The following is a 22,560-nucleotide window of genomic DNA, read 5'->3' as shown; positions in this document are numbered from 1 at the left end:
GAAGCCCTAGGCGATGGTGCTGACGGCCCCTTGGAACGCCGCCCCCTGGAAGAACGGCTCCAGCACCAGCGTCGCCGCGCCCAGCGCCACGGCGTCGGGGCCGAGCCGGCCCAGCACGATCGTCTCCGGCTGGAACGGCTGGGCCTGTGTGTTGGCCGCGGTCGCCGCCCTGATCTCCGCCAGCATCCGCCCGCCCAGCATGAGCCCCGCCCAGCCGCCGATGACGATGCGCTCGGGGTTGAACAGGTGGACCAGGCTCGACAGGCCCACGCCCAGCAGTTCGACGCTCTCGGCGATGACCGGGGAGCCCTCGTCGAGCAGCAGGGCCAGCGCGGCCTCCTCGTCGGCGGAGTCGGCCACGACGCCCCCGCGGTCGAGGATCGCCTCGGCCCCCAGGTACGCCTCCAGGCAGCCGCGCGCCCCGCACCGGCAGGCCCGCCCGCCCGCGACCAGCTTCAGGTGCCCGACCTCGCCGGCGGCCTTGCCCGCGCCCCGGTAGATCTGCCCGTCGGTCACGACCGTGCCCCCGACGCCCGAGCCCATCAGCACGATGATCGCGTCGCGGGTGCCCTTCCCCGACCCGAACCAGAGCTCGGCCTGCCCCATGGTCTTGGCGCCGTTGTCGACGAACAGCGGCAGCGACGTGCCCGCGCGTAGGAGCGCTCCCAACGGCACCGCCTCCCAGCCGAACGTCTTGGCCCGCACCAGCGCGTCCGGCCCCGGCTCGACGATGCCGGGCACGCCGACGCCGACGCCGAGCACCCGTTCGGCCGGCACCTCGCTCTCGGCGATCACCGTGTCGACGCCGGCCAGGATGTGCCGGGCGACCAGTTCGGGGTCGTGCCTGGCCGAGCGGACCGCGTAGTGGGCCCTGGCGAGCTTGGTCATCTCCAGGTCGAACAGCTCGACGCTGACCTGCGTCTCCCCCACGTCCACGCCGACGGCGTACCCGTAGGCGGGGTTGACCCTGAGCACCACGCGGGGCCGGCCGCCGTCGGAGTCGACCTGGCCGGCCTCGACGACGACGTTCTCGGAGAGCAGGTCGCCGGTCATGGTGCTGACCGTGGCCGGGCTCAGCCCGGTCGCGGCCGACAGGTCGTTGCGGGTGGCCGGGCCGCCGAAGTAGAGCGCGCGCAGGAGCATCGCCCGGTTCCCCCTGCGAAGATCCCGTACGGTCCTGCGCCCTGACGTGCCCATCCTCGTCCCCGCCTCTCCCGCGATCGCCTCGCCATGGTAGTTCACCAGCCGAAATCGCCATGAACCCGCTGTTACCGAAGCGTTTCCGGTCTGCTCCTGACTTTTTTCAAGGCTTAGATTATGGTCTGGCCATCCCCCCGATGAGGAGATGACTATGAGCCGAGGACTCGTGCGAGGCCCCATTGCGATGGCACTCGCGGCGGCGCTCGCGACCGGGCTGGCCGCCTGCGGCAGCGGCGGCGGCAGCGGCGACGCGGACAAGACGCTGACGTTCTGGATGTACCAGGACCGCACCCCGCAGGCCGGACAGGTCATCGAGAAGGTCCGCAAGGACTTCGAGAAGGCCAACCCCGGCGTCACGGTGAAGCTCGTCAAGATCCCCAAGGACGACTACAACACCAAGCTCGGCAGCGCCGTGGCCAGCAAGAGCGCGCCGGACGCGGGCATACTCGACCAGCCCCTGGTCTCCAAGTACGCCCTGGACGGCACGATCAAGGAGGCCCCCGCCGGCCTGATCGACGAGGCCGGCTTCTACAAGGGCGCGCTCGACACCAACCGCGCGAACGGCAAGCTCTACGGCCTCCCGCAGGACCAGACCACGGTCGCGCTCTTCTACAACAAGAAGCTGGTCCCGACCCCACCCAAGACCTGGGACGAGCTGAAGCAGACCGCCGCCCGGGTGCACGCCGCCGACGCCAAGGTCGCCGGCATGAACGTCCCCAAGGGCGACGGGTACGGCGCCTGGATCCTCCCAGGCGTCGTGCACGGCGCGGGCGGCCAGATGGTGGACGACGCGGGCAAGAAGGTGCTGTTCGACCAGCCGCCCGCGGTGGAGGCGCTGCAGCTCTGGGTGGACCTGGTGAAGTCGTCGCCGCGCCAGATCACCGACTCGGACAAACCCTTCGAGAACGGCCTGGCCGCCATGACGATCTCCGGCCCCTGGGACGTGCCGACGATCCACGAGCAGTTCTCCGACCTCGACTTCGGCGTGGCGCCGCTGCCGTACAAGACCGAGCCGGCCGGCAACATCGGCGGCGAGGACTCCGTCGTCTTCTCCTCCAGCAAGAACGCCGACCTGGCGTGGAAGTGGCTGGCCTTCCTGGCGAACGAGACCAACAACGGCGCGGTCGCGGACGCGTTCGGCGGCTTCCCCGTCAACCTCAAGGCGCAGGTGGTCGCGGGCGGCCCCGAGCAGGCGGCCTTCCTCGAGCAGCTCAAGGTGGCGCACGCCCGGCCCGCGGTGCCGCAGTGGATCCAGGTCAACGACGAGATCATCGCCCCGGCGATCGAGTCGGCGCTGACCGGCAAGGTCACCGCGCAGCAGGCCCTGACCGACGCGGCGGGCAAGACACGCTCCCTGCTCGGCTGGAACGGCTGACGTGGCGGCACCCGCACTGGCGGAAGCGCAGGTGGCGACCAGATCGCGGCGGCGGCCGTCGGCCCGCCGCCGCGACCGGCTCATCGGCTGGCTCCTGGTCACCCCCGCGCTCGCCTATTTCCTGATCTTCCTGCTTTATCCGGCATTGTCGGCGCTCTACTACAGCTTCACGGACTGGAACCTGCGCTCCGACGCCGCCTGGGTGGGCCTGGCGAACTACGCCGACCTGCTCTTCGACGACGTGAAATTCCCGCACTTCTGGAAGTCGGTCGGCGTCACGCTGCAGTACACGCTCGTCGCCGTCCCGCTGACCCTGGTCTCCGCGCTGGCGCAGGCGCTGCTGCTGAACGCGATCCGGCGCGGGGCGAACCTGTTCAGGCTGCTGCTGTTCCTGCCGGTCGTCACGGCCGAGGCGGCGGTCGGCGCGATCTGGCGCTGGCTCTACGACCCCCAGTACGGCCTGATCAACGCCGTGCTTGGCCTGTTCGGCATCCCGGGGCAGAACTGGCTCAACACCCCCGAGCTGGTCATCCCGGCGCTGGCGTTCATCGCGGCCTGGCAGTGCGGCATCTCGATGATCATCTATCTGGCCGGCCTGAAGGGCATCCCCGGCGCGATCACGGAGGCCGCGGTCATCGACGGGGCCGGCCCCTGGCAGCGGTTCTGGCGGGTGACCTTCCCGATGCTCCGGCCCACCACGTTCTACCTGCTGGTGACGGGGGTGATCGCGGCGCTGCAGGTGTTCGGCCTGGTGTACGTGATCTTCTCCGGCAACGGGCGCAGCGTCACCGGCGGCCCCGAGCAGTCGGGCCTGACGTACGTGCTCCACCTCTACCTGTTCGCCTTCCGCTACGACGCCATGGGGGCGGCCTGCGCGATGTCGTTCATCCTGCTCGTCTTCATCATGATCGTGACCGCGCTGCAGTTCAGGTTCGTCAAGCAGGAGGCGGCATGAGGAAGGCCCCCTTTTACGTGGCGCTGGTGCTACTGGCGGCCGTGTCGGTGGTGCCGTTCCTGTGGATGCTGGCCACCTCGGTCAAGCACGGGCAGGACATCTACAGCAAGGTGCCCAACCTGCTGCCGCTCGACAAGAAGACCGGCGAGTGGGCGGCCACGCTGGACAACTACGACTACGTGCTGGACGTCGGCGGGCTCGGGAACGCGTTCGTCAACAGCGTCTGGGTGTGCGCGATCCTGGTGCCGGCCAAGCTGCTGGTGGACGCGCTGGCCGCGTACGCGTTCGCGCGGATCCCGTTCCCGGGCCGCGACAGGCTGTTCGTGATCATGCTGGGCGGCATGATGGTGCCCGCGATCACGCTGCTGGTGCCGCGCATCCACGTCACGCAGGCGCTCGGCATGTTCGACTCCGGATGGGGGCTCATCGTCCCGAACATCGCCTCCGTCCTGGACATCTTCCTGCTGCGGCAGTTCTTCCTGTCGATCCCGGCCGAGCTGGAGGAGGCCGCGCTCATCGACGGCGCGGGCCGCATGCAGATCTTCTGGCGGATCGTGCTGCCGCTGTCGAAGCCGGTGCTGGCGGTCGTGACCATCACCAGCTTCCTGTTCCACTGGAACGACCTGGTCTGGCCGCTGGTCGTCACCAACGACCCCGAGCTGTACACGCTGCCGCTGGCATTGCAGCAGCTCGTCGCCAGCCCCGACGGCGGGCGGGCGTACTACATCATGGCCGGCGCCACGCTCGCCGTCCTGCCGGTGATCGCCGTGCTGATCGTCTTCCAGCGCCGCATCCTGCAGGGCATCGCGTTCACCGGTCTCAAAGCCTGAGGAGGAAGAGAGTGCTCATCGACGGCCGGGTGCTGGTCACCGCCGACTACCCCTACTACCGCGACGACCCGGCCGTCTGGGCCGACCGGCTGCGGGCCGTGCGGGACGAGCTCGGGATCGAGGTGGTCACCTGCTACCTGCCCTGGCGGCACCACCAGCCGGAGCCGGGCCTGGCCCCCGACTTCACCGGGGCCACCCACCCGGCCAGGGACGTCGTCGGCTTCCTCGCGCTCTGCGCCGAGCTGGGGCTGCGGGTGATCGCCAAGCCGGGCCCGTTCATCCACGCCGAGGTGGGCTACGGCGGGTTGCCCGACTGGGTCGACCCGGACGCCGACCCGTCCATCGAGGCGCTGCTCGACGCCGAGGGGAAGCCGTCCCTCTGGTCGGACGGCTCCGTCTCCCGGCCGCTGCCCGCGCCGCTCGGCGCCGCGTTCCTGACCAGGACCACGCAGTGGCTGTCGGCCGTGGGCAAGGAGGTGCTGGTCGGCGCGGCTCCGGTGATCGCGCTGCAGATCGCGAACGAGGGTATCTACACCAGCGGGGCGCTGCCGCTGACCGCCTACGACTACAGCCCGTCCGGGCTGGCGTTCTACCGGGACCGGCTGCGGTCCTGGTACGGGACGCCGGAGGCGTACAACGCGGCGCACGCGACGGCGCACGCGGACTGGGCCGAGGTAGAGCCGCCGCCCAGGGCCGGCGGGCTGCTCGCGCGGGCCGACTGGGGCCGCTTCCACGCCGAATACCTGGCCGAGGTCTACCGTGTCTGGGCCCAGGCCGTCGGCTCCGGCCTGCCCGTCTTCGTGAACCTGAACCCGCCGACCGTGCCCGAGCTGGACGACTGGCTGGCCAGGGTCAGGCCGCGGCTGTGGGGCGGCATCTCGTACGGCTTCACCAACTGGATGGGCGTGGTGTCGGCCGACCGCGACGCCCAGGCCCGCTACGTGATCGCCGCCAAGCTCGCCCCCGGCCCGAACCTGGAGGAGAACTGGGGCTTCTCCCGCCTCTACGACCCCGCCTACATCGACGGCGCGACCAGCTTCCACCAGTCGCTGCTGGCCATGGCGGCGGGCGCGACCGGGTTCAACGTCTACACCGGGGTCTCCACCTCGGGCTGGGCGCCGGAGCTCGACGCGGCGCACGAGGGGCCGTACCCGGACTGCGCGCCGATCGACGCGGACGGCTCTCCCACCGGCAAGGCGCCGGTGGTGCGGGCGCTGGCGGACTTCTTCGCCGCGCACGGGGCGGAGTTCCTGGAGTGCGCGGGCACGGCGCGCGACGCGTTCGGCCTCTACCTGCCGTACGCCGGGATCGCGGCACTTTCGGGTGCCGACGGACCGGGTTGCGGACGTGCGCTGCGGGCCTTCCACGAGCGGATGCGCGAGCGCGGCCTGGACTACGCGCTGGTCGACCTGGAGGACACGACGGCCGGGGAGCTGGGCGCGTACCGGTCCGTGACCGTGCCCGGCGGCCCGTTCATGCACCGGAGCGTGCAGCGGCTGCTCGCCGACTACGCCGCCGCCGGCGGCCGGGTGCTGGTGGACGGGCCCGTCCCCGCGCTGGACGAGAACCTCGCGCCGTGCGCCCTGCTCACGCCGTCCGCGCCGCCCGCCGACGAAGACGGCTCCCTCGTCTTGTACGGCGCCGCCGACGCCTTCCTGCGCAGCCATCCGGACCGGGACGTCCACTACCTGATCGTGCTCGTCCAGGCCGGCAACCGGGGCCCGATCGGGGTGCGGACGCCGTACGGGACCGTCGAGATCGCCGCCGCGGACGGCGGCGCGGCCGTGCTGCGGCTGACCGGCGGCGGGCTGGGCGATCTGGTGGTGAAGGGCGTCAACGGCTACCTGTCGTCCGCGGTCGCGGCGCGCGTGTCCCTCAACGGCGAGAGCGTCGTCACGGCGGGCCCCGGCGACCTGATCATGATCGCCGGAGTCTGCCCAATGCCCGGCATTTATTGACAGAACGGACAGGTATTTCGCCGCCTCGGCTGCCGCTCTGCTCCTTCACACGGGGACGACGTTCCCACCGGAAAGGAGAACGGAATGGCAACCGGAGAATTCCAGGTGATGAAAGTACCGGCCGAGCAACTCGCCGGCGTTCTCCACGGCCAGGTTGTCGATCCCGGCGCGCAACCCACGAACGTCGTGCACCGTAACGAGGGCTGGACCGTGGACGTGAGCTGGGAGGTCGCCGGCGAGCTCATCGACTGGCTGGCGGGCCGCTGGAACTTGGAGATCATCGCCGACCTGCTGGGCGGCGGTGAGACCAGGCACCCCTCACCCCCTGTCGAACTGACCTTCACGCCTGGCTCGGGCAGATACACCGCCTCCGTCCCGATGCGGGGTCAGCTCTCCCCCGGCACCTATGACCTGGTGGTCAACCTCACCACCACGACCGCCGCCGGCACCGCGGGGGCGCTCGGCGGGTTCGTGGTGATCAGCAAGATTGTGGTCAAGGAATGAGGGCCGCCGCCCCGGGCGGCCCGCCCGGGGCGGCCGTGGACGGAGCCGCCATGTCTCTGGTGCTCAACCCCGTGTGGTGGGATCAAGGCCGGCCTGGTCCCGTGGCGATGGGCGCGCTCATCGCCACCGACCGCCTGCTGTCCTACGTGACGAACGAGGAGACGGTCTTCACCCTGGCCCGCGCCGACATCCGGGCGAGCTGGCGACCCCTGCGCGTCGACCTCACCTGCGCCGGACGCCGCTTCCGGCTGCGCTTCCTGCCGCCGGGGGCCTTGATGCGGCCGACCGGCGTCCTGCAAGCCCGCCGTAAGTCACGCGCCCTACGCTCCTGGCTGGCGACCACGGGGGAAAGACCGGCCGCCTGACGTATCTGACGCCGCTGGAGACGCTCTTATCTCCTCGAGGCGAACTAACGGGAGACCCCATGTCCGACACTCCGATGACCGCGGACGACGTGCTGCGCATCGCCGCTTACAAGGACCGGAGCCCGGCACTCGAAGCGATGGTCATCGCCTACAGCTACCACCGCGTCGCCGGGGACCTCGCCCAGCACCTGGGCAAGGACGCGAACAACTGGTACTGCTACGCCACCTGGACCTCCAAGGCCGTCGGAGAGAGCCTCGACCTCAGCCCCGACTCCCCGTTCATCCTGGACTTCGGTCGCAAGATGCGGGTGCCCCACCGGTTCAGGAGGGTGTTCAGGGCGGTCCTGCTCACCCTGCTCGGGCCCAGCTACCAGCTCGGGCTCGCGCTCGCCAACCGGGCCATCTTCCTGGAGACCGCCAGCCTCGCGGTCAACCTGTGGAACGATTCGCCCGACCGTTTCCTCAGGGTCAGCCCGGAGTCGGATCTGACGCCGAGCCCGCCGGCGTTCCTGACGGACCTGCTGGCCGAGGCCGACCCCCGCTACCTGAAGGACGCCGCGCAGCTCCTGGTCGAGGCCAAGCAGACCGCCGACCCCGAGGCCCGCGCCGAGCTGATGTTCGGCGCCTGCGTGGCGCTGTCCGCCTACGAGCAGGCCCGCGCGCAGAAGGCCCTCGAGCTGGTGCTCTACCGGCCGGTGCGGTGGCTGACGCGGGTGTCGTGGCGGTCGCTGCGCTCGCTGGTGACCCGGCGCCGCTTCCCGAGGTTCCGCCTGTACGCCGCGCGGCACGAGGAGCAGCCGTGGCTGACGCGCTGGCTGGAGGGGAAGTGGTCCTCGCTCTACACCCGCCACCTGTTCGCCGTGCAGACGCCGCTCAGCGACATCAAGGTGGGCCGGCCGCTGACCGCGCCGGAGGGCGTGGACATGGAGCAGGTCTGGGCGCCGATCCAGAACGAGAAGGTCCGCAAGCTGGCCGAGGAGTTCATCACGGCCGACCAGGAGGCGTCCACGGCCGGGGTGGCCGACTGGGTGTCCTACCGCGACCGCATGCGCTTCATCGTCAGCTACTTCCGCGTCTACCAGCACGTGGGCGCCCTCTACGACCTGCCCTTCGCCAAGGACGTCGCCGACGGCCTCGCCCAGGAGATGGAGCACGGGTTGGTGCCGCAGGCCGTCAACATGATGCTCGCCCGGGGCGGGCGCAAGGTCTACGAGTATCCGGCGGAGAGCGACCCGGACGCGTTCGAGATGGCGCACTTCGACTTCGAGCCGTTCCTGGAGGCGATCCAGCTCGACCCGTCGGCGAAGTGAGTCAGTCGAGGAAGTCCCTGGTGATCTCGCGGGCTTGCAGGAGCCCGCGGAGCTTCGCGAACGTGCGGGCTCGGGTGGGCCCGATGCTCCCGACCGGCCTGCCCAGCCTGCGCGCCACGTCCACGTAGTGCGGCTCGGAGGTTTCCGTGAGCGCTCTGAACAGGACCCGCTGCGCTGCCGGCAGCTCCTCGACGAGCTCGTCGAGCGTGCCGGCCAGCCAGATCCTGGCCAGCTCCCTGTCCACGTCGTCCGTGCTGCCCAGCGTGTCGAGGTCAGGGGTGCAGATCTCCTTCGTCCGCTTGGTGAGCTTCAGGCACTCGCGGAAGGCGATGGTGGCCAGCCAGCCCGCCATGCGCTGGCCGTCCTCCACGCTCCTGAGGTTCTGCCAGGCCAGCAGCCAGGTCGTCTGGAGCACGTCCTGGGCGTCCTCGTGGCTGAGCCTGAACCGGCGGACGCGGGCCTTGAGCATGGGGCTGAACTCTTCGATCAGCCGCTCCCACGCCATGGCGTCGCCGTCCTGGGCGGCCGAGACGAGGGTGGCGGTATCGGGTCTTTCGATGGTGTCCAGGTACATGTCGATCTCCCTGCCGGGCCGGGCACTCGGGGGGTCGCCATTACCGCCCGGCATCCCAACGGTGCGCCGAGTGATCGCCAGGAGCTGTCTCGCGCGTGACAGTCACGATGTGTTCCTCATCACAATCGGGACATCCAGGACCGTCGGCTGTTCGTGCGCGGGATGCGGCTTAAAGTTCTTGCATGAGCGGGTTCCCGAGCGATGTCCAGCCGGTGGCCTCCGTGCTGGCGGAGATCCCGCTGTTCCGCGTACTCGGAGAGAGCGGCATCGAGAGCACGGCGCGGGCCGGGATGGCGAGGCGTTACCGGGCCGGCCAGATCATCATCCACCAGGGGGATCCGGGAGAGTCCCTCTACGTGGTGCTGGACGGCCTGGTGAAGGTGGTGTTCACGACCGAGCACGGCGACGAGATCGTGCTCAACATGCTGAGCCGCGGCGACACCTTCGGCGAGCTGGCGCTGCTGGACAACTCACCGCGCTCGGCGTCGATCGTGACGGTCCGCCCCGCCTGGGTGTTCGCGCTGCCCAGGGCACGGCTCCTGGAGCTGATGCGGGAGCATCCGGGGCTGGCCGACGAGTTCCTGCGCATGCTCGGCCACATGGTGCGCAGGCTCACCGACCAGGCGGCCGACCTGGCCTTCCTCGACCTGGGCGGGCGGCTGGCCAAGCTGCTGCTGCAACTGGCCGACAAGCACGGCCACGACGACGGGGTGGTGGACCTGCCCGGGTTGACCCAGTCCGACCTCGCCGCGCTCATCGGCGCGTCGCGGCCGGCGGTCAACCGGGCGCTGCAGTCCCTCGTGGCGAGAAACCTCATCGCCGTCAAAGGCCGGGCGATCACGCTGCTGGACGTCGCCGCCCTGCGGAAACGGGGCGGCCTCTGACCGAATCTGGAGTACGGGGTAGATGAACGATCACGAACACTGGCCTGAAGAGAGATTCCGCCAGCTGCGACAGCAGGCGGACCCTGACATCGACAAGGTCGTGGCCGAGTACCTGGACGCCCAGCCTGCGGGAAGCGGGCCCCTGGAGCTGGTGAAGGCGGTGATCCAGGAGCTGGCGGCGGCCAAGCGGGAGGCCAGGGCGCCGTCGGGCGAGCCGCCCGCCTCCGCGATCTTCGCGGCCATCGACTTCGCCGCGGACCTGCCCGACTGGGGCGACGACCGCGAACTGCTGGCCAGGGGGCAGGCCGTCTTCGCCGACTACGGGCTCTACCAGTCGGCCGCGCTCTTCTGCAAGTGCCTGCCCATGGCGTACGTGGAGGTGTCCAGCGCCAAGGTGCTGGCCAACGTGTCCCGGCTGGCCACGCACAGCCTCACCCGCCGGGTGGCCGAGACCGGGCAGATGCTGGTCGACGTGATGGGCCTGAAGGCCACCAACAGCTTGGAGCCCGGCCGCCCCGGGCACACCACGGCGCTCGGCCTGCGGATCCTGCACTCCTTCGTCCGCGCCCTGGTCAACGAGCGTTTCGCTGACCACTGGGACACCGCGCGGTTCGGCCCTCCGGTCAACCAGGAGCTCCTGCTGGCCACCATCTTCGACTTCTCTGTGGTGACATGGGAGGCTCTGGAGAGTATGGGCGTGACGCTCTCCGCGGAGCAGCGTGCGGCCCACCTCTACACGTGGAGCGTGTTCGGCCATCTCATGGGCGTGGAGGCCTGCCGTGACCGGCCTCTCACGCTCGAGGACGTCGAGCCGGTCAGCGAGCGCCTGGGCCGCCTGTACGAGTCCAGCGACGAGGGCCGCCGGCTGATGGCCAGGCTGCTGGAGGAGATGGAGGAGTTCATGCACCTGGGGTGGCGCAAGCTGCCGCGCAGCCTGGTGCACTGGGTCTTCCGCGACGCCAAGTACGGCGCCGACCGGGTGCCCGAGCTGCTGGGCGTGCCCAAGCCCGCCTGGTGGTTCACCGCGCTGTTCGCGGCCGGCCGGGCGGCGAACCGGCACGCGGCGCTGGCCGGGCCGGTGGACGGCGTCGTCCGCTGGCTGGTGCGCAGGCTCGGGCGGCAGATCGTGGTCGCCCTGATCGACCGCCACTCCGACGGGCAGGCGGCCTTCCGGATCCCCGGGGACCTGGCCGGCGCCTGGCGGATCAAGCAGTCGCGCTCCGCCGTGAAGACGCGCGAGATCCGCCGCAAGGTCCGCCGGAAGGTGCGCGCGCCCGCGCGGAGACTGAAGGAGCGGCCCACATGACCGCTCCCCACCCACCCGGCACGCTGACCACGGCGACCATCCTGTTCACCGACGTGGTCAGCTCCACCGCCATGCGCATCAGGCTGGGCGAGGAACGCGCCAACGTGGTCTTCCGCCGCCTCTACCAGTTGCTGCGCTCCGTGGTGACGGCCAGCGGCTCGACGTTCACCAAGAGCCTGGGCGACGGGCTGATGGCCGTCTTCGACTCGGCCACGGCCGGGCTCGACGCGGTCATCGCGGTGCAGCAGGCGGTGGCCGACGAGAACGAGCGCGCCCCGGACAAGATCTCCATCAGGGCCGCGCTCGCCGCCGGCGACGTGTGCTGGGGTCACGACGACGTCAGCGGGCTGCCGACCGTCGAGGCGGCCCGGCTGGTCGCCATCGCGGAGGGCGGCCAGGTGCTCTGCACCGACCTGGTGCGGCGGCTGGCGCAGGGGCGCAGCCGGCACGAGTTCAAGGATCTGGGGCGGCTGCCGGGCAAGGGGCTGCGCGAGCCGCTGCACACGTACGAGCTGCACTGGCAGAGCGCCGACCACCACCAGGTGGCCGGGCTGGCCCCCTGGCTGGAGGACGGTCACGTGCTGCCGTTCGTCGGCCGGGACGAGCAGCTGCGGACGCTCGACGGGGAGCTGGCGGCGGCCGAGTTCGGCAGCGGGCTGGTGATCCTCCAGGGCGACTCGGGGGTCGGCAAGACCCGGCTGGCCTCGGAGGTGGCCCGGCGGGCGCTCAAGCGGCAGTTCACGGTGCTGGCCGGGCGGTGCACGGATCCGGCGCGGCGGGCGTACGAGCCGATCGCCGGGGCGGTGGAGCGGCTGGCCCGCACCTCGCCCGCGCTACTGCTGCGCGCCGGGGTCGACCAGCAGTGCGGCCAGCTCGTCCGCCTGGCACCCTCGCTGGCCGCTCCCCCGCTGTCGCTGGAGGTGCCGCCGGCCACCGAGCCCGTGTCCGAGCGCTACCAGCTGATGGCGGCGGCCCGCACGCTGATCGAGCGCCTGACCACCGTGCGGCCGGTGCTGCTGGTGATCGACGACCTGCAGTGGGCGACGCTGGAGTCGCTGCAGATGCTCAACGCCCTCATGTGGGACGCCGAGGCGCTGCCGCTGCTGGTCCTGGCCACCTCGCGGCCCCTGCCTGTCGGCTCGCCGGCCGAGTCGGCCCTGCCGGAGCTGCACAAGCTGACGGCCGACGGCCGCACGATCGAGGTGCCCTCCTTCGGGCTGGACGAGGTCTCCCACGCGCTGGCGGAGGTGCGCGGCGGCGGTGACTCCGAGCTGCTGCACCGGATCACCGGCGGCAACGCGTTCCTGGTCAGCGAGGTGGTCAGGGAGCTGGCCGCGGGCAAGGAGCTCGACGGGCTGACCGTGCCCGACTCGGTGACGCGGATGGTCATGGCCCGGCTCTCGCAGCTCCACCCGGACGCCAAAGACCTGGTCAACCTGCTGGCCGTCGGCGAGCGCATGGAGTCGGCCGAGCTGCGGGCGGGGCTGGGGCTCGACGAGGCCCGGTTCGTGGCCGCGGTGGAGGAGGCCATGGGCGCCGGCCTGGTGACCATGTCGGACGACGGGTCCTGCCGGTTCTCCCACGAGCTGACCAGGACCGCCCTCTACGCCAAGCTGTCCGCGCCGCGGGCGGGGCTGCTGCACGGCAAGGTCGCCGACGCGCTGTGCCGGACCGACCCGCGCGCCATGGAGACCCGGCCGTACGTCGTGGCCACCCACCTGCTGGCCGCCGCCGGGCACGGCCGCGACCCGGCCCGGGTCAGCGCGGCGGCGGACGCGGCCGTGCACGCGGCGCAGTACGCGCTGGCCGGGCTGGCGCACCGCGAGGCGGTCACCTGGTACCAGCGGGTGCTCGACTTGCTGGCGGACTTCCCCGGCGCCACGCTGGAGCGGCGCGCGGAGCTGCTGGTGGAGTGCGGCCGGGCCATGTGGCTGGCCGGCGACCCCGACGCCAGGCAGACCCTCGTGCGGGCGGCCGACCTGGCCAGGCAGTGCGAGCGCTCCGACCTGATCGTGATCGCGGCGCTGGGCGGCGACCGGGGCTTCTCCACCATCTCGGCGGCGCCCGACCAGCAGCGCATCGCGCTGCTGACCGAGGCGCGCAGGCTGGTCGACTCCACCGACCTGAGCACCCGGGCGCTGCTGGCGGCCCAGCTCGCCTCCGAGCTCATCTGGGCGCCCGACGGCGAGCGGCGCTTCGCGCTGAGCGACGAGGCCGTGGCCCTGGCCCGCAAGTCGGGCGATCCACGCACGCTCGCCAGCGTGCTGGGGCAGCGCAGCCTGACGATCATCCCCGCCGACCCGCTGCACCAGCGCCACCGCGACGGCGACGAGATGCTGGAGGCGGCCCGCCGCACGGGCGACGACCTGGCGCTGTTCCACGCGTACGTGCAGCGCACACCCCCGGTGCTCGACGGCGGCGACGTGACCAGGGCCGCGATGCTGCTCGGCGAGGCGGACGAGCTGGCGCGCCGGCTGGCCCAGCCGCACCTCAACTGGCTGATCGGCTACTCCAGGGCCGGCCTGACGCTGATGCAGGGCGACCTGGCGCAGGCCGAGTCGGAGGCGCAGGCGGCCCTGCGGCTGGGCTCGGAGATCGGCCGCCGCCTGGAGGCCGTGGCCATCTACTCGTCGCAGATCGCCGAGATCCGGCGGCTGCAGGGGCGGCTGTGGGAGCTGCGCGACCGCTATCGCCGTGCCGCCCAGGCGCCGCGCGTCGACCCGGTGCACGCGATCCTGCGGTATCTGTGCGAGATGGCCGACGAGGAGGCCGCGCCCCTGCTCGACCGCATCCTGGCCGACGGCGGCGCCACGCCGCCCCGCAACATGGCCCACCGGCCCGCCCTGGACAACCTCGCCGTGGCCGCCTCCCGCCTGGGGCGGGCGGAGCTGGCCGAGCAGCTGTACGGCTCGCTGGCCTCCGACGGGCAGACGTTCGGCCACGGCGCGGTGGCCCACCACTGCGGGCACCACTACCTGGCGCACCTGTGCATCGCGACGGGCTCACCGCAGCGGGCGGCCGAGCACTTCGAGGCCGCGGCCGAGATGCACGAGCGGCGGGGGGTGCCGCTCATGCTGGCGGAGTCGCTGCTCGACTGGGCCGACCTGCTGGACGGTGGCGAGGTGAGCGGGCCGAAGCCGGCCGACCTGCGCAAGTGGTGCGCCTCGCTGCTGCCGGGTCGCGGCGCGATCCTGCTGGAGCGGCGGCTGCGCTGACCCCTTCCGACGGGGTCAGCGCAGGTAGGAGGCGCCGTTGAGGTCGAGCACGGCGCCGCTGGCCCATTCGGCGGCCGGGGAGGCCAGGTAGACGACGGCCGCCGCGATCTCCTCCGGCCGCGCCACCCGCCCGAACGGGCTCTGCGCCCGGATCGCGTCTCCTCCGGGCCCCGTGAGGTACTCGGTTGTCATGTCCGTCTCGACGAAGCCGGGCGCCACGGCCGCCACCGCGATCCCGCGCGGGGCGAGCGCGACGGCCAGCGACTGGCCCAGCGCGTTCAGCCCCGCCTTGCTCGCCCCGTAGGCGGGGCTGTCCGGCTCGCCGCGGAAGGCGCCGCGCGAGGAGACGTTGATCACGCGGCCGCCGGCGGGCATGTGCTGGACGGCGCACCAGATGACGTTGGCCGTCCCCACCAGATTGATGTCGAGCGTGCGCCGCCAGGCGCTCTGCCACTCCTCGTACGACAGCTCCGTCAGGGGATGGTGGAAGTAGGTGGCGGCGTTGTTGACCAGCACGTCGATGCCGCCCAGGGCGTCGGCCGCCGCGTCCACCATGCCGCGCACCGCCTCGGGATCGGCCAGGTCGCCCCGCACGATCGTGTGTCCCGGGCCGGGCAGCTCCGCCAGCAGGTCCTGCGCCTCCTTCGCGGAGTCCCGGTGATGGATCGCGACCCGGTCGCCCTGCGCGGCGAAGGCCGCCGCGACCGCCCGCCCGATACCCCTCGACGCACCTGTGACAAGAACTCCACGCCCGCTCATGTCGCCGCACGCTAGCAGGTGTCCGCTCAGAGGCGGCGTTCGGGCTCGCGGGCCGGTGGCGCCCACAGGGGCGGGGCGGCGGCCGGGCCGGCGGGCAGGCTGACGGTGAAGGTGGCGCCGGCGCCCGGGCGGCCGTCCGCGGTGATGGTGCCGTGGTGGCCCTCCACCACCTCCCGTACGAGTGCCAGCCCCAGCCCGAAGCCACCCCCCACGAACCGGGCGAAGAGGCGTTCGGTGTGCGCCGGGTCGAAGCCCACCCCGTCGTCGCGCACGGTCAGCCGGACCAGGTCGCGGTCCCGGGACAGGATCACCCAGATGTGGCCGCCCGCGCGCGTGTGGCCCAGGGCGTTGTCCAGCAGGGCCGAGACCACGCGGCGCAGCGCGGACTCCACGCCGCGCACCACGTGATCGCCCGGCCCCTCGCACCGGACCTCGATCGTCACCCCCTTGGCCGCCGCGCGGGCGCCCTCGGCCACGGCCAGCTCGGAGGCCAGCATCGCGAGGTCGACGGGCGCGAACGGGCGGCGCGACTGCTGGAACCTGGCCGACTGGAGCAGGTCCTCGACCACCTCGCCCAGCTGCCTGGTGCCGGTGACGAGCTGGTCCACCTCGTCGATGAGCAGGATCGGGTCCGTGCCGCCCCGCAGCCGGCGGGACAGGAGCTGGGCGCGGGTGTGCAGGCGGGTCAGCGGGCTGCGCAGCTCGTGGCTGACGTCGGCGGCGAAGCGGCGCTGGCGCGCCAGGGCCTCGCCGAGCGGCGCGATGGCGCGGCGGGAGATGACCTGGCCCACCAGCAGCGCGGCCAGCAGGCCGCCGACCTCCGCGCCGCCGAGCGTGCGCAGCAGCCGCTGCCGTTCGGCCTCCTGGTAGCGCAGGTCCAGCGCCGCCTGGAAGGTGTCGTCGCCGCGCCGCTGGGTGCGGATGAGGTACGCGTGCCCGTTCACCCGGACCTCCTCGACCCTGGGCGGCAGCCCGGTGGCGACCTGGTCCATGGGCGCGCGTACCGGAAGCGCCTGCGGCGCGCCCGGGGAGCTCTCCACGGTGCCGTCGGGCCGCAGCAGGTAGAGCCAGACGCAGGGGGGAGGGTGGGCGACGGGGGCGCGCTGCACGGCGGCGGTCAGGTCGCGCCGGGCGGAGTCGGCCTGCTGGTGCAGCATGACGCAGTAGACCAGCACCCCGGCCAGGGCCAGGACCAGGGAGATCGCGCCGGCCACCTGCGCGGTGAGGCGCCGGCGGGCCCGCTTCAGCAGCCGCCGCTCGAGCTCCGATCCCCGCCCCGCCGGGCTCATAACTCACCCAGGCGGTAGCCCACGCCCCGCACGGTGTACACGACCCCTGATCCCAGCTTGTTGCGCAGGTAGTAGACGTACGTGTCCACGATCGATTCCTTCTTGGCGCCGTCGAAGACCCGCTGCCGGAGCGACGTGCGGGTGTGCACCTGCCGCGGGCGCGCCGCCAGGGCGCTGAGCAGCCGGCACTCCTGCCCCGACAGCTCGATCTGCTCCCCGCTCGGCAGCCGGACGATGTGCGACTCGGAGTCCAGCCAGCCCGCGCCGAGCGGCAGCAGCGTGGCCTGGTCGAGGTTCCTGCGGTGCAGGGCCCGCACCCTGGCCAGCAGCTCGTCGATCTCGAACGGCTTGACCAGGTAGTCCTCCGCGCCCGCGTCCAGCCCGGCGACCCGGTCGGCGACCGAGCCGAAGGCGGTCAGCACCAGCACGGGGGTGGTGACCGCCTGCCGTCGCAGCCGCCGCATGAGGTCGATGCCGTCGAGCGACGGCAGGCCGCGATCGATGATCAGCACGTCGTACGAGCGGCTCAGCCCCAGATGCAGCCCGCGCTGACCCTCCGGAGCCAGATCGACCGTGTACCCCTCCTCGGTGAACAGGTCGACGAGCATGCGCCCCAGTTCGCGGTCATCCTCGATGACCAGCAGCCGACGGGCTGTACCCGGTGTTCCAGCCACCAGACCACGGTTACACCACGCCCAGGAGGATTACCAGGTCCACTCGGGCATTGGTTGATCGAGAACCAGGCGCACCACGGTTCACCTGCGCGATCACGATGGATTGGTCCTGACCAGCTCCGAAACTTCCGCAACCTTGGTCCGGGTCTCGAGGCGCTCGGGCAGCGCCAGCTTGTAGAGGGGCAGCGCGCCGGCCGTGGTGAGGATGGCCACGAGCACCAGCATCGCGAAGAGCTCCTGGTTGATCATGCCCTGGGCCAGGCCGATGTTGATGAAGATGAGGATCATCAGGCCGCGGGCGTTCATGAGCGCCCCCACCGCGTACGACTCCCGCCAGCCGAACCCCATCCCCCGCATCGCCAGCGCGCACCCGAAGTACTTGCCGGCGAACCCGGCGAGCAGGATCAGCCCGAACGCCAGCAGCATGGCGCCGCCCGCGATGCCCCCGAGGTGGGTGTTCAGCCCCGAGAAGGTGAAGAACGTGGGCAGCAGCAGCGTCGAGACGATCTCCATCATCCGGCCGTGCAGCGCCTCGCGGAACTTGGGGTCGCGGGGCATGGCCAGGCCGGCGAGGAAGCCGCCGAAGACCGAGTAGACGCCGATCCAGTCCGTCAGCCAGCCGGCCGTCAGCGGCACGAGGATGACGACGTACATGCCGGTGGCGCCGAGCCGGCCGGTGCGGGCCACGGTCGCGCCCAGGGGGCGCAGCAGGGGGGCGACCACCTTGAGCATCACGACGGCGAACAGCGCGGTCAGGCCGATGGTGGGCAGCGCGTCGCCGGCGCCGGTGCCGAGGTGCATGGCCGACAGGACGGCCAGGATGCACCAGGCCAGGGCGTCGTCGATGGAGGCGGCGATGAGGGTGAGCCGGCCGACCGGGGCATTCTCCAGGCCGCGCTCGTACAGGATCCTGGCCAGCATGGGGAACGCGGTCAGCGACAGCGCCCCGCCGACGAACAGGGCGAACTGGAAGGGGCTGACGTCCGGCAGCGAGAGCAGGTCGTACAGGAGGAGGCCCGCGCCGAAGCCGAGCAGCAGCGAGGGGACGATCCCCGAGACGGCCAGCGCGGACGCCTTGCGGACCTCGCCGGGCGTGCGCCCGCTGTGGTCGAGCCCCGCCCCGACCAGGAACATGTAGAGCGTCAGGCCGATGGTGCTCAGCACGTACAGGACCGGCCTGACGTCCTTCGGGAACAGGGCCGCCTGCGCGTCGGGGAAGAGCCAGCCGAAGAACGTCGGCCCCAGGAGCACGCCGGCGACCATCTCGCCGAGCACGCGCGGCTGCATCACCATTTGCGCCAGCCGGCCGCAGATCGCCGCGACGATCAGGATCACGACGAGGGCGGGCAGGACCTTGAGTATGAGGGCGAGGTTCGGGTCGGGAGACGTGACGTGGGCCAGTACGGTCATGTTCGGTTCTCCGCTGGTTGATCGAAGTGGATCTCGCAGAGCCGTTGCCGGCGGGCGTCCCAGACCATGTACGTGCCGAGGACGAGTTGCACGAGGCTGCGCCAGACGTCCTCCCAGCGGTCGCGGACCCGCATGAGGACGAGCGCGGCGCGGGGCGGGGACGCGTGCGGCGGGGTGAGCAGGCACGGCCCCCGGTTCGGCAGGGACCGGGTGTGTGCGGCCGAGGAGTGCAGGGCGTGGCGGTGCAGGATCTCCCGAGCCGCGACCCGCATCGCGATCGGCGCCAGCCGCCAGGCCGGGCAGGGTCGGTTGGCGGCGACGCCGAACGGGATGTGGTTGAGCTCTTTGACGGGCCGGTCGAAGCGGCCCGGGTCGAAGCGGTCCGGGTCGGCGAACCCGGCGCGGTGGAACTCGGGATAGTCGAAGCAGAGCACCGACCCGGCCGGGATCGCGGTGCGCTCGCCGAGCGGGATCTCGCCGGTGGTGATGCGGTGGGCGATGCCGAAGAGCGGGTAGAGCCGCAGCGTTTCGGAGATCACCTGGTCGAGGTAGCGGTCGTCCCCCGTACGGGCCCGCTCCTGCACGCCGGGATGCTGCGCGAGGACCATCAGCAGGTGGGCCATGGCCTCCGACAGCTGCACGACGGCGGTGTTGAAGAAGGCGCCCTGGAGGTAGAACGCCTGCTCCTGGGGTGACAGGCCGGCGGGGAGCGGGATCCGCACGCGTGACAGGCGGCCGAGCAGGTAGCGGGTCAGGCGGTGGCGGCGTTCCATGTGCCGCAGGCCGGTGCACTTGAGCGAGGTGACCACGTCGTTCGCGTTGCCCACGATCAGGTCGCGGGCCTCGCGCGGGCACGGCTCGGCGAACACCAGCTCGTAGGAGAACTCGGCCCACAGCGGCATCGTCAGGTCGCGCAGCCGCACCAGCCCCCGCGCGTCCGCCAGCGTACGGGCGGCGCAGCGGCGCGTGAGCTCCTCGGCCTCGTCGCGCGGCACGGCGAGCAGCCCGCGCGTAGCCTTGGCCACCGCGTCGTACCGCTCGCCCGCCTCCAGGTGCTCCTGGTGCATCTCGGGGCCGGGCGACAGCCAGTACCAGAACAGGTCCGACAGCGCGGCGCCCCGGCTGCGCCCGCCGGCGGCCGGGTGCGAGTAGACCTCCCTGAAGCGGTCGACGCCCACGAGGTCTCCGGGGACGGGGATGCCCTCGTCCCCGTTGATCCGGTTGAAGACGCGTACGCGCAGCGCCACGACCCTCGCCGGCAGCCACCACGGCAGGCTCGCCACAAACGCCAGGGCCAGGATGATCAGCCCGATGATCAGCATGGCCGCCGCACCATGCCCGGGTCGAGGTCGCCGATCGACGCGCAGCCGCACAGCGTGAGCGCGTGCTCGACCTCCGCGCGCAACCGGCCGAGCACGCGGGCCACTCCCCGCTCGCCGCCCGCGGCCAGCCCCCAGATCACCGGGCGGCCGACGGCGACCGCCGTGGCGCCGAGCGCCAGCGCCTTCAGCACGTCCGTGCCGCGCCGGATCCCGCCGTCCAGCAGCACTGGCACGGCCCCGCCGACGGCCGCGGCGATATCCGGCAGCAGGTCGATCGAGGCGGGTACGGTGTCGAGCTGCCGCCCGCCGTGGTTCGAGACCATGATCGCCGAGACGCCTCGGTCGAGCGCGATCCGGGCGTCGCCGGGATGCGTGACGCCCTTGACCACGATCGGCAGCGCGGTCATCTCCCGGAGCCGGTCGAGGTGCTCCCACGACAGCTCGGGCGACATGAGGATCGGGCGAACCCGGTCGCCGTCGCGCAGGTTCTCGCAGCACAGGTGTTCGGGCAGGTCGTGGAAGTCGTTGCGCAGGTCCCGCTCGCGCCGGCCGAGCACGGGCGAGTCCACGGTGACGACCAGCGCCTTGCAGCCGGCCGCCTCGGCGCGGCGCACGACGGTCTCGGTGAAGGCCAGGTCCGGCTGCACGTACAGCTGGAACCAGAGCTCGGCGCCGGGCGCGGCGGCCGCCACCTCCTCGATCGCGACGGTGGCGGCCATGCTGACGATCATGATCGTCTCGGCGGCGGCCGCCGCGCGGGCGGTGGCCCGCTCGCCCTCCGGGTCGGCGAGGCGGTGGAACGCGGTCGGCGCCACCAGCACGGGCATGGCGGCGCGGCTGCCGAGCAGGGTGATGCCGGTCTGCAGCTTGGCCGCGCCGCGCAGCACCCTGGGCAGCAGCCCGATCCGGGCGAACGCGGCCTCGTTCGCGCGCACGGTGACCTCGTCATCGGCCCCGCCGGCGAAGTAGTCGTAGTGCGCGGGGTCGAGGCGGGCGCGGGCCTCGGCCTCGAACTCGCGCAGGCTCCACCGCTCCATCAGACCGGTACGGACGTCAGCCGCGCGGCGAAGAAGGCCCGGAGGGGCTCGACGTGGATCTCCTTGGAGGTCCACTCGTTCTCGAGGTTCTCGGTGATGTGGTGGGTGACCGGGGGCTGACCGGGCACGTGGTGGCGGACGACGGGGTGGAGGTAGTGGCCCTCGTGCGCCCGGACCGAGTCGCTCTGGCGGATCCGGCCCACCTCGACGTCGAAGGGGTCGATCTTGTCATGATCGGGCCCGTAGTCCAGGGTGATCGCGAAGTGGCCGCGGTCGCCGATCGGCGGGCCCTGCAGGTCGTACGGCAGCTCCTCCAGGTAACGGGCGGTGTCCCCGTCGGGCACGATGACGTCGGCCAGCAGCCCGAACTGCTGCCACAGCGCCGAGGTGCGGTTGACCCGTTCGATGACCGCCGCCGCGAGCGCCGCCGGGTCGGCGGGCAGCACCGTGGCGGGCCAGGGGACATCGTGGTGGCGGGACTCCAGGACGCGGTGCAGAGCGCGCACGCCGTACCGGAAGCCGTGGATGAAGCCGCTGGTGCCGTGCTTGAAGTCGCGCGACTGGGTGATCGTGCCGGCGAAGTAGAGGTCCGGCACGTTGACGGACTCGTAGGCCGGGGTGAGCGACGGGAACCTGTCGTTGATCACCAGCTCGGGGCGGCAGTCGTCGCCGAAGATCGAGCCGTCGAAGCGGAAGCCGGTGCAGAGGATCACGCTGTCGTACGGGATGTCCTTGGTGACCTCGTCGACCCGGACGAAGGAGACCGTCACCAGGTACGTGCCGTCCGGCCGGCGCTCGACGCGCTTGACGTCGCCGTCGAGGATCGCGTTCTGGGACTTGAGCTGGTAGGTGTCCAGCAGGCCGTTGTTGACCGCCCGCAGGTGGCCGACGTAATGGGTGCGCCAGGCCATGCGGACCGAGCGCGGCCCCGCCACGTGGATGACCGCGGCGGTCTCCATCAGATTGTCGGCCGTCTCGAAGGCCGAGTTGCCCTTGCCGATGACGAGCACGCGCTGGTTGACGTAGTCGGCCGGGTCGGTGGAGTGGGTGCCGTACAGGTCGGCGGTCTCGATGCCCGCGATGGGCGGGATGTTGGGCTTGGTGACGCCGGTCGCGACGATGACCCGCTTCGCCTCGTAGGTGCGCCCGGTCTCGTCCGTCACCCGGAACACGGAGCCGGGCCGGTCCACGCGGACCACCCGGGAGTCGTAGGCGACGCGCAGGCCGCGCTTCTGGGCGAAGTCGGACAGGTAGCGGACCATGTCGTCGGCGTGCGGGAAATACCGGTCGCTGTAACGGGTGAACAGCAGGTCGGGGTCGTCGGACAGCAGCGAGTTCCAGTCCATCCGGAGGTTGAGCTCGGGGTCGTCCCATCCGGTGTACTTCTTGTTGATCGAGATCAGCGTGCGATGGCGCGGGTGGGTGCGGAAGAACTGGCCCGGCGCGGGACCCGCCTCGAGGATCAGGTAGTCCCGCCCCTGCTCGTGCAGGAAATACCCCAGCTGCAAACCCGCGGGGCCCGCGCCGATCACCAGGTAGTCCAGGGTCTTGTCCGGCACTGAAGCCTCCGCCACAACGAGGTGATTGAACGGA

General features: G+C 71.8%; 19 protein-coding genes. 10 read left to right on the top strand and 9 right to left on the bottom strand.

The features are described from left to right. Nucleotides 1-6: 6 nt before the first annotated feature. Nucleotides 7-1,242: an ROK family protein gene (locus ABZX61_RS26060; RefSeq protein ID WP_355198409.1), complete on the bottom strand. Its 1,236-nt coding sequence runs from the start codon at nt 1,240-1,242 to the stop codon at nt 7-9. 109 nt (nt 1,243-1,351) lie between these two features. Between ABZX61_RS26060 and ABZX61_RS26055 the strand changes: the two genes are divergently transcribed. The 7 genes from ABZX61_RS26055 (at nt 1,352) to ABZX61_RS26025 (ending at nt 8,497) form a co-directional block, all read left to right on the top strand. Beyond that, nucleotides 1,352-2,575 carry an ABC transporter substrate-binding protein gene (locus ABZX61_RS26055; RefSeq protein WP_355198407.1) on the top strand — a complete coding sequence of 408 codons (1,224 nt, stop codon included), beginning with the start codon at nt 1,352-1,354 and terminating at the stop codon, nt 2,573-2,575. A gap of 1 nt (nt 2,576) precedes the next feature. Further along, on the top strand, nt 2,577-3,530 hold the full coding sequence (locus ABZX61_RS26050) for a sugar ABC transporter permease (RefSeq protein ID WP_355198405.1): 954 nt from the start codon (nt 2,577-2,579) through the stop codon (nt 3,528-3,530). Further along, nucleotides 3,527-4,360 (top strand): carbohydrate ABC transporter permease, encoded by an 834-nt coding sequence (locus ABZX61_RS26045; protein ID WP_350727139.1) that lies wholly within the window; start codon nt 3,527-3,529, stop codon nt 4,358-4,360. Before ABZX61_RS26050 ends, ABZX61_RS26045 begins: the two co-directional genes overlap by 4 nt. A gap of 11 nt (nt 4,361-4,371) precedes the next feature. Further along, nucleotides 4,372-6,318, top strand: coding sequence for a beta-galactosidase (locus ABZX61_RS26040; protein ID WP_355198403.1), 1,947 nt, complete (start codon nt 4,372-4,374; stop codon nt 6,316-6,318). A gap of 84 nt (nt 6,319-6,402) precedes the next feature. Then, entirely contained in the window at nt 6,403-6,822 is a 420-nt protein-coding gene (locus ABZX61_RS26035; protein WP_192785862.1) for a hypothetical protein, read from the top strand. Then, nucleotides 6,819-7,187 carry a hypothetical protein gene (locus tag ABZX61_RS26030; RefSeq protein ID WP_355198401.1) on the top strand — a complete coding sequence of 123 codons (369 nt, stop codon included), beginning with the start codon at nt 6,819-6,821 and terminating at the stop codon, nt 7,185-7,187. The genes ABZX61_RS26035 and ABZX61_RS26030 overlap by 4 nt, the downstream gene beginning before the upstream one ends. 59 nt (nt 7,188-7,246) lie before the next feature. Then, nucleotides 7,247-8,497: a hypothetical protein gene (locus ABZX61_RS26025; RefSeq protein WP_355198399.1), complete on the top strand. Its 1,251-nt coding sequence runs from the start codon at nt 7,247-7,249 to the stop codon at nt 8,495-8,497. Between the two features lies 1 nt (nt 8,498). Here the strand turns inward: ABZX61_RS26025 and ABZX61_RS26020 are convergent, their stop codons facing one another. Then, a complete protein-coding gene (locus ABZX61_RS26020; RefSeq protein WP_350727135.1) occupies nt 8,499-9,071 on the bottom strand; it encodes an RNA polymerase sigma factor in 573 nt (190 codons plus the stop codon). A gap of 182 nt (nt 9,072-9,253) precedes the next feature. Between ABZX61_RS26020 and ABZX61_RS26015 the strand changes: the two genes are divergently transcribed. Genes ABZX61_RS26015 through ABZX61_RS26005 form a run of 3 tightly spaced genes read left to right on the top strand, consistent with a single transcriptional unit; the run spans nt 9,254 to nt 14,476 of the window. Then, a complete protein-coding gene (locus ABZX61_RS26015; RefSeq protein WP_350727134.1) occupies nt 9,254-9,955 on the top strand; it encodes a Crp/Fnr family transcriptional regulator in 702 nt (233 codons plus the stop codon). A 22-nt stretch (nt 9,956-9,977) separates the two neighbouring features. Further along, nucleotides 9,978-11,261 carry an oxygenase MpaB family protein gene (locus ABZX61_RS26010; RefSeq protein ID WP_355198396.1) on the top strand — a complete coding sequence of 428 codons (1,284 nt, stop codon included), beginning with the start codon at nt 9,978-9,980 and terminating at the stop codon, nt 11,259-11,261. Further along, nucleotides 11,258-14,476: an AAA family ATPase gene (locus ABZX61_RS26005; RefSeq protein ID WP_355198395.1), complete on the top strand. Its 3,219-nt coding sequence runs from the start codon at nt 11,258-11,260 to the stop codon at nt 14,474-14,476. Before ABZX61_RS26010 ends, ABZX61_RS26005 begins: the two co-directional genes overlap by 4 nt. Nucleotides 14,477-14,491: 15 nt before the next feature. Here ABZX61_RS26005 and ABZX61_RS26000 read toward each other — a convergent pair whose 3' ends face one another. From ABZX61_RS26000 to ABZX61_RS25970, 7 genes are all read right to left on the bottom strand, one after another. Next, entirely contained in the window at nt 14,492-15,235 is a 744-nt protein-coding gene (locus ABZX61_RS26000; protein WP_355198393.1) for an SDR family oxidoreductase, read from the bottom strand. Between the two features lie 26 nt (nt 15,236-15,261). Further along, nucleotides 15,262-16,524: a HAMP domain-containing sensor histidine kinase gene (locus ABZX61_RS25995; protein WP_355198391.1), complete on the bottom strand. Its 1,263-nt coding sequence runs from the start codon at nt 16,522-16,524 to the stop codon at nt 15,262-15,264. Continuing rightward, nucleotides 16,521-17,198, bottom strand: a complete 678-nt coding sequence (locus ABZX61_RS25990) for a response regulator transcription factor (protein ID WP_355198389.1) — start codon at nt 17,196-17,198, stop codon at nt 16,521-16,523. Before ABZX61_RS25990 ends, ABZX61_RS25995 begins: the two co-directional genes overlap by 4 nt. 93 nt (nt 17,199-17,291) lie before the next feature. After that, entirely contained in the window at nt 17,292-18,608 is a 1,317-nt protein-coding gene (locus ABZX61_RS25985) for a cation:proton antiporter (protein WP_355198387.1), read from the bottom strand. Continuing rightward, nucleotides 18,605-19,930 carry a cytochrome P450 gene (locus ABZX61_RS25980; RefSeq protein WP_355198385.1) on the bottom strand — a complete coding sequence of 442 codons (1,326 nt, stop codon included), beginning with the start codon at nt 19,928-19,930 and terminating at the stop codon, nt 18,605-18,607. The genes ABZX61_RS25985 and ABZX61_RS25980 overlap by 4 nt, the downstream gene beginning before the upstream one ends. Continuing rightward, entirely contained in the window at nt 19,924-20,967 is a 1,044-nt protein-coding gene (locus ABZX61_RS25975) for an alpha-hydroxy acid oxidase (protein ID WP_355198383.1), read from the bottom strand. Before ABZX61_RS25975 ends, ABZX61_RS25980 begins: the two co-directional genes overlap by 7 nt. Further along, nucleotides 20,967-22,526 (bottom strand): NAD(P)-binding domain-containing protein, encoded by a 1,560-nt coding sequence (locus tag ABZX61_RS25970; protein WP_355198381.1) that lies wholly within the window; start codon nt 22,524-22,526, stop codon nt 20,967-20,969. Before ABZX61_RS25970 ends, ABZX61_RS25975 begins: the two co-directional genes overlap by 1 nt. Between the last annotated feature and the right edge of the window lie 34 nt (nt 22,527-22,560).

It is taken from the genome of Nonomuraea sp. NPDC003709 (assembly GCF_040610775.1).
GTDB classification, from domain to species: domain Bacteria; phylum Actinomycetota; class Actinomycetes; order Streptosporangiales; family Streptosporangiaceae; genus Nonomuraea; species Nonomuraea angiospora_A.
The sequence above is the reverse complement of the archived record's forward strand: the minus strand, read 5'-3'. Positions and strand labels throughout refer to the sequence as shown.

Coding starts and splice junctions, on each gene's coding strand:
- ABZX61_RS26055 (WP_355198407.1), top strand. CDS start 1,352: ATGAGCCGAGGACTCGTGCGAGGCCCCATTGCGATGGCACTCGCGGCG.
- ABZX61_RS26045 (WP_350727139.1), top strand. CDS start 3,527: ATGAGGAAGGCCCCCTTTTACGTGGCGCTGGTGCTACTGGCGGCCGTG.
- ABZX61_RS26035 (WP_192785862.1), top strand. CDS start 6,403: ATGGCAACCGGAGAATTCCAGGTGATGAAAGTACCGGCCGAGCAACTC.
- ABZX61_RS26030 (WP_355198401.1), top strand. CDS start 6,819: ATGAGGGCCGCCGCCCCGGGCGGCCCGCCCGGGGCGGCCGTGGACGGA.
- ABZX61_RS26025 (WP_355198399.1), top strand. CDS start 7,247: ATGTCCGACACTCCGATGACCGCGGACGACGTGCTGCGCATCGCCGCT.
- ABZX61_RS26020 (WP_350727135.1), bottom strand. CDS start 9,071: ATGTACCTGGACACCATCGAAAGACCCGATACCGCCACCCTCGTCTCG.
- ABZX61_RS26015 (WP_350727134.1), top strand. CDS start 9,254: ATGAGCGGGTTCCCGAGCGATGTCCAGCCGGTGGCCTCCGTGCTGGCG.
- ABZX61_RS26010 (WP_355198396.1), top strand. CDS start 9,978: ATGAACGATCACGAACACTGGCCTGAAGAGAGATTCCGCCAGCTGCGA.
- ABZX61_RS26005 (WP_355198395.1), top strand. CDS start 11,258: ATGACCGCTCCCCACCCACCCGGCACGCTGACCACGGCGACCATCCTG.
- ABZX61_RS26000 (WP_355198393.1), bottom strand. CDS start 15,235: ATGAGCGGGCGTGGAGTTCTTGTCACAGGTGCGTCGAGGGGTATCGGG.
- ABZX61_RS25995 (WP_355198391.1), bottom strand. CDS start 16,524: ATGAGCCCGGCGGGGCGGGGATCGGAGCTCGAGCGGCGGCTGCTGAAG.
- ABZX61_RS25985 (WP_355198387.1), bottom strand. CDS start 18,608: ATGACCGTACTGGCCCACGTCACGTCTCCCGACCCGAACCTCGCCCTC.
- ABZX61_RS25980 (WP_355198385.1), bottom strand. CDS start 19,930: ATGCTGATCATCGGGCTGATCATCCTGGCCCTGGCGTTTGTGGCGAGC.
- ABZX61_RS25975 (WP_355198383.1), bottom strand. CDS start 20,967: ATGGAGCGGTGGAGCCTGCGCGAGTTCGAGGCCGAGGCCCGCGCCCGC.